Raw genomic sequence first — 2,327 nt, forward strand, 5'->3', positions numbered from 1 at the left:
CCGGCAATGACGTGTCCTGGGCCACCGCCCCCGGCCCGCTGTTGGGCATTGGCCCCGATGCGCCGTTCTGGGCTTCGCTGGCGGTCGCGGACTGGCTGGTCAAGCTGGTGCTGGCTTTGGTGGCGCTAGTGCCGTTTCGCATCATCGTCGGGCGCTACATCACAAGGGTAGCGTAAATTGTTTTGACAAACACAAAATCTGTGTCACGCTTCTCTTATCGGCAACCATTTTGAAAGGAGGTGATCCAGTGTCTAGAGTGATATTGGAGAGACGTGTCAGGACAGCCGGGAGGGGTGTTTTCTGAGGGCAGCCCCTCAGTGAAACAGACCACCGATTGGATCTGATGCCTAACTGGCCCATCTCCTTAGATCTCGGAAAGGGTTGCCGCACTCCGGCAACCCTTTCTCTTTTTCTCCCATCCCGTTAGCTTTGCTGCATGCTGCACATCACCGAAACCATCATCCTTCAGGACTGGGAGCTTTCCGAAAGCTTCATGCGCGCCTCTGGCCCCGGCGGGCAGAACGTCAACAAGGTCTCCACCGCCGTCGAACTGCGCTTCGAGGCCGAGCGGTCGCCGCAACTTTCATCCTCGGTCAAGACCCGGCTGAAGAAACTCGCCGGGCGCCGCTGGACGCTGGATGGCGCCATGGTCTTGCAGGTCGAAGACACCCGCAGTCAGGCCCGCAACCGCGAAATTGCCCGCGAACGGCTGGTCGAAATGATCCGCGCCGCCCTCATCGCCCCGAAACGCCGCATCGCCACCAAGCCCACCTTGGGCAGCCAGCGCCGCCGTGTCGCCGCGAAAACCCAGCGCGGCGAGGTGAAATCCCTGCGCGGCAAGATCGGCGACGAGGAATGACCCGCGCCCTTGCCGCCGAAGCCGCCGCCCATTGGGGTGGCACCCTGACCCGCCTGCTGCGCGACCGCGAAAATGTGGTCTACGAGATCGCTCTGCCACAGGGCCGCGCCGCCCTGCGCCTGCACCGCACCGGCTATCAAGACCCAGCCGCGATCCGGTCAGAGCTTTGGTGGTGCGATGCCTTGGCCCGCGCCGGCGTGCCTGTCCCCGCAGCGCTGCCCGCCCGCGATGGCTCCCTTCTCGTCACCCTGTCCAACGGCCGCCACGCCTCGGTCATCGCCTGGATGGACGGCGACGCGCTGGGCGAGGCGGGCCAGCCCTTCGCGCGCCCTGCGCCCGAAGTGCTGCGCCTGCATCATGCGCTTGGCCAGCTTCTCGCCCAGCTACACCGCGCCACCGACGCCCTAACCCTGCCCGAAGATTTCACCCGCCCCCGCTGGGATATCGACGGACTTGTCGGCGAAAACCCGTTCTGGGGCCGCTTCTGGGATCACGCCGCCGCAACGCCAGACCAATCCGCCACCCTGCGCCGCGCCCGCGATGCCTTGCGCGACCGGTTGGCCGATCACAGCGCCAGCGCCGACATCGGCCTGATCCACGCCGATGTCCTGCGCGAAAACATTCTTGTGAACGGACATTCGCTTTCGTTGATCGACTTCGACGACAGCGGCTTCGGCTTCCGCCTCTACGACCTTGGCACCGTGCTTTCGCAGAACCTTTACGAACCTGCCTACCCGCAAATCCGCGATGCCTTAATGGCAGGCTACGGCACCACCGACACCGCGATGGTCGAAACCTTCACCCTCGCCCGCACCTGTGCCTCGGTCGGTTGGACAATGCCGCGCCTTGGCCCCGGCGATCCGGTCCATAAAAGCCACATCGCCCGCGCCGTGATGTGCGCCAATCGGGTGATCGGCTAAACCACCACCTCCAGCGCCTGTTGCTCGCCCACGCCGAACACCCGCTTGTAACGCTCGATCTCATCCGCCGGGCCCATCGCTTTGGCCGGGTTGTCCGACAGCTTCACCGTCGGCCGCCCATTGGCACTCAGCGCCTTGCAGACCAGGCTGAACGGCGCCAGCCGATCCTCCGGCACCAGACCGCGAAAGTCATTGGTCAGCATCGTGCCCCAGCCGAACGACACCTTGACCCGGTCGCGGAATTGCATGTGCAGCTCCTCGATCTTGTCGACATCCAGCCCGTCCGAAAAGATCACCAGCTTTTGCCGCGGGTCCTCGCCCCGGTCTTGCCACCAGCGGATCGCGGTTTCCGCCCCCACCGCCGGGTCACCACTGTCGATGCGGATGCCGGTCCACGACGCCAGCCAGTCCGGCGCATGTTTCAGGAACCCCACCGTTCCATAGGTGTCGGGCAGGATGATCCGCAGGTTGCCCTCATGCTCCTCCTGCCAGTCCTGCAACACCTGATAGGGGGCCTGGCGCAGGCCAGCATCGGTATCGGCCAGCGC

At 64.7% G+C, this 2,327-nt stretch carries 2 protein-coding genes and 2 pseudogenes; 3 read left to right on the forward strand and 1 reads right to left on the reverse strand.

The features are described 5' to 3' along the window. The 3 genes and pseudogenes from RMO18_RS04070 to RMO18_RS04080 all read left to right on the forward strand — a co-directional run. Window positions 1-176: pseudogene (locus tag RMO18_RS04070) on the forward strand (VUT family protein); the annotation flags it as partial. A gap of 260 nt (window positions 177-436) precedes the next feature. Beyond that, window positions 437-859 carry an alternative ribosome rescue aminoacyl-tRNA hydrolase ArfB gene (arfB, locus tag RMO18_RS04075; RefSeq protein ID WP_309664069.1) on the forward strand — a complete coding sequence of 141 codons (423 nt, stop codon included), beginning with the start codon at window positions 437-439 and terminating at the stop codon, window positions 857-859. Beyond that, window positions 856-1,779, forward strand: coding sequence for a phosphotransferase (locus RMO18_RS04080; protein WP_309664071.1), 924 nt, complete (start codon window positions 856-858; stop codon window positions 1,777-1,779). Before arfB ends, RMO18_RS04080 begins: the two co-directional genes overlap by 4 nt. Here RMO18_RS04080 and RMO18_RS04085 read toward each other — a convergent pair. Beyond that, window positions 1,776-2,327: pseudogene (locus RMO18_RS04085) on the reverse strand (nicotinate phosphoribosyltransferase); the annotation flags it as partial. The gene RMO18_RS04080 and the pseudogene RMO18_RS04085 sit on opposite strands and share 4 nt — an antisense overlap.

The sequence above is a fragment of the Tabrizicola sp. genome, from assembly GCF_031377265.1.
Taxonomy (GTDB): Bacteria; Pseudomonadota; Alphaproteobacteria; order Rhodobacterales; family Rhodobacteraceae; genus JAUYQR01.

What these genes read in the sequence shown, in the direction of transcription:
- arfB (WP_309664069.1), top strand. Translation starts at nt 437, where the DNA reads ATGCTGCACATCACCGAAACCATCATCCTTCAGGACTGGGAGCTTTCC.
- RMO18_RS04080 (WP_309664071.1), top strand. Translation starts at nt 856, where the DNA reads ATGACCCGCGCCCTTGCCGCCGAAGCCGCCGCCCATTGGGGTGGCACC.